The following is a 3,498-nucleotide window of genomic DNA, read 5'->3' as shown; positions in this document are numbered from 1 at the left end:
CTTTCCCGAAGACTTGATGTTCCAGGAGACTTCCGATCGATCGAACTTCCAGGCCCGCTACATCCTCCGCCACCCCTGGACTGGAACGGATGAATGTCCGGCCGCCACTGCATACCGGCAACAGTTGCGCGAGCGTTATGAAAAGGAGGCGCAGACGCTGGCAAACCTGACCGGCTGGAACATCGGCGAGATCCGCAAATCAATGAACATTGCCTCGATGCCCACCATTGAAGAAAAGAAGTGGTATCAGTATTTGTGGAACAATTGATTTCGGCATGCTGGATTGATTGTTCCATCTCTCATTTCTCGAATCTTAGGATTATTCGAACTCGGGCGCCTTGACATACTGGCCATCCTTTCTTATCTTATAAGGGTGGCCAGTCATGGAAGGCCGGTCACCATCTAGGCTGGAGGAGATGAACAATGGCAGGAACATCTGATAATACGCTGCGAAATGCCATATGGGCTGGGATGTTCTGTTTCGCTTTGTCAGGCTGTACTGTCACAGAAACTATCAATGACGTCCTGTCCTCAACTACGCCGGGAGGCTGGTTCACCGGCGACGGCCTTCTAAAACCTGATCAAAAAGTCAACGCGTTCGTGACTTTCAATTTTGAAAATGTCAAGCAGGACATGGCGCAAGGACATGGAGAATACCTGACTTCTCTCAGCACCTTAATGGGCGTCTCCGGGGAGAACCAGGCCTCCTTCTTCACCCATGCCCAGTCACAATACCCTGTTGTTATAGCCCGTCATAGCACCCCGCAGGAGCTTATCGCCCTCTTAAAAATTCCAGCGGCCAACTAGCGGGGCGAGGTTTTCATCTGGATCGGAACTGCATTGCACACCGGTTCGGTGGCGTTCATGGTCTTACCCCGAAGGAATGCCGAAGCAGGTTTCTGTTCGTTGAATGCTGGCGTCGATTCCTCCTTTAGCCGTTATCGTTCTGACAGGGACACCTTCGCGAAAAACTATAAAGTTTGTCGGAACGGCGGGAACCCGCTGACCGGGCAGAATAATTCCCGCTAGATTCAGTGGATCGCATGCTGAGACCTTCACTTCGACGCCGGCTGCAACACCACCGCCTTTCTTGATTGCGCGCAACGATTCAAGTGCTTCGGGCAAGGCGAATTGCTCGCCGACAAAACCTGACACGAATCGTCCGCCCCGCACTTCGCCTTTGCATTCCATCCGACGGTAGATCACCAAAAGATCACGCCAGGATTGCACTAAGGTTTCGCGAGCCAGAAGGTCCCTGAACACAACACCGTAACGGCGAAGGAGTTGGCGAGCGACAGATTCTATAGGCCGTGAGGAGGAGGCATTCGTTCTTGCATCCGCCTCTAGCCCTTTGCTCCTTACCTCATGCCCGCGCAATAGCGACCAGCGGCCGGCTGCATGCCTCGGGCGGCGAGTCCGTTCGCGGCCCACCGCGCGACGGCGATGCGGATCTATCAAGGCGCGGAGATTGTCAAATCCATCGGCTGTTACCATTCCAGCCGAAACGAGTTCCCACAATCCGTCTTCGACTTCGGTCGGCAAATGGCCCGTGTGGCGGACCAAGTCCGCGAAGAAACAGGCACCACGCTCTTCGAGGGTGCGCAGCAGACCTTGGGACACCACGCTCAAGGCGGAAAACGGTTCCGGGCCGCCGCGCAAATCGTGGGGAACAGCCTGCAGCAGCCATTCTCCATCCTCACGTGGGAAAAGGCTGATCGGAGCCAGACTCGAAGGTATGATCCGACGAGCACCCTCACTTGCTTCGGCGAGCCGTGGATGGGGAAGGAGCCTCCCCCAACTGACGGCTCCACTGAGGCAGAGCCGATCCAATAGTTCGGGTTCGTATTTCCCCATCCTCAGACGCAGCAGATGCGGATCCCAAGATGAGGCTGCAGCTTCAAACCCGGACAATTGCCCTACGATGGCGAGCAATCCCGCTTCGCCGTGTTGACGAGAACCGGACGCAACATGCTGCCACTGGAACAAAAAACGCATGAACTCGGCCGCCGTAATTGGCTCGACCTCCTTGCGCAATTTTCCGATCGTCAGACGATGGATGCGAGCCAGGAGGCGGCGATGACACCACTCCGGCTCAGCCGTCATCGCTTCGCCGGAGTGCTGAGTTTGTCGAAACTGACCGCGAAGGACTTGGCCTTGAGATTCCAGGCGGATCATTGCGGATTGAACCGCATCGAGCGGAAGATTCAGCCGTTGGGCAAGCTCCGTTGTCGTCGTCGGTCCGATGCTTTCCATCCAACCCCGTACGATCATTTCAATTGTGGCATCATCTTGTGTTGCCAAAGCAGCCTCGACATCCCGCTGCCGCTCGGCAGCAACCCACCCTTTAACCGTTTTCTCCGATGCCCCTGAATCCTCACGGCCGGTGGCAAGCTCCCTCGCCCGACCAGATTGTATTAATTCCGGGATGAACTGCTGCCAGCCGGAGACTGACTCGCACGGCACCCACACCAGCGTGAGCAGCGCGTCGTGGAGTTCGTCGGCATCACGGACGACCGGCCAAGCTTCGCGAGCCACTTCATCGATTGCGATAGCATCCAACGCGCCGACTTCGCCGGCAAGTTCAGGCGGCAGCGTTCTCCTCAACTCCACCGCCCGCGCCCGTCGTTCTTCCAAAGGCGCATCGTCGAGAAATGCGTAGGGATTGGCATTCAAGATCTCGTGCGAGAAGGGCGAGGGCGTCGGCGTATCGATTGCGACGCAAGTGATGGCTCCGCTTTCGATACGACGCAGAACGTCTATCAAACCGTCGACGTCCATCGCTTCAGTCAAACAATCGCGCAACGTCTCATTGACCAACGGATGATCTGGAATGGTCCTGGCTGCACGCGCTCCCGTGAGGTTTTCCTGGCAGGCAATGGCATCCGGGAAGACCGCCGCCAGCAGATCCTCTGCTTTCATCCGCTGGATATTCGGTGGAACTTTCTTGCCTTTCGCAAAGCGCAGCAGCGCCAGGGAACGGGACGCATTCCAGCGCCAACGGGTCGCGAACATCGGAGCAAGCAACACCGCTTGAACGAGCACCTCGCGAACCGAGCTGGAACGGAGGTATCCGAAGACCGACTCCAAAGGGAAACTGTGCTTCTCGCCCAGGGAAATAACAAGTCCGTTGTCCGTGGCGGCGGCCTGCAATTCGAAATCGAATGTCACACAGAAACGCTTACGCAACGCCAGTCCCCAGGCCTTATTGATCCGCCCCCCGAAGGGAGCATGAATCACCAACTGCATCCCACCACTCTCGTCAAAAAATCGCTCGGCGACGACCCGGTCCTGAGTGGGCACCGTTCCCAGAATGGCCTTGCCGCCCAACAGATACTCGATGACCTGGTTGGCGCCCCTCGCGTCAAGGCCGCATTCATTCCGCAGCCAGGCAAGGGGTAAGGGGTGCGCGGTCAGGGTTGAGGGATTTGCGGTGACGAGTCGATCAAGCTCTGTTCGAAGTCTGGCCACCTCAGCCGAGAGTTCGGCGGTGCGCGCCGG

General features: G+C 57.1%; 2 protein-coding genes and 1 pseudogene. 2 read left to right on the top strand and 1 reads right to left on the bottom strand.

All coding sequences use genetic code 11. The features are described from left to right. Together ACWVCN_RS12065 and ACWVCN_RS12060 are read left to right on the top strand one after the other, a co-directional pair. A pseudogene (locus tag ACWVCN_RS12065) lies at positions 1–268 on the top strand (DUF2330 domain-containing protein); the annotation flags it as partial. A 155-nt stretch (positions 269–423) separates the two neighbouring features. Continuing rightward, complete coding sequence (locus ACWVCN_RS12060) at positions 424–807, top strand: DUF3015 family protein (protein ID WP_455246021.1); 384 nt, start codon at positions 424–426, stop codon at positions 805–807. Between the two features lie 63 nt (positions 808–870). Here the strand turns inward: ACWVCN_RS12060 and ACWVCN_RS12055 are convergent. Then, positions 871–3,498: Lhr family helicase (locus ACWVCN_RS12055; RefSeq protein ID WP_455246020.1), on the bottom strand; the 2,628-nt coding region annotated here is incomplete at its 5' end.

It is taken from the genome of Petrachloros mirabilis, from assembly GCF_975968855.1.
The sequence above is the reverse complement of the archived record's forward strand: the minus strand, read 5'-3'. Positions and strand labels throughout refer to the sequence as shown.

What these genes read in the sequence shown, in the direction of transcription:
- ACWVCN_RS12060 (WP_455246021.1), top strand. Translation starts at nt 424, where the DNA reads ATGGCAGGAACATCTGATAATACGCTGCGAAATGCCATATGGGCTGGG.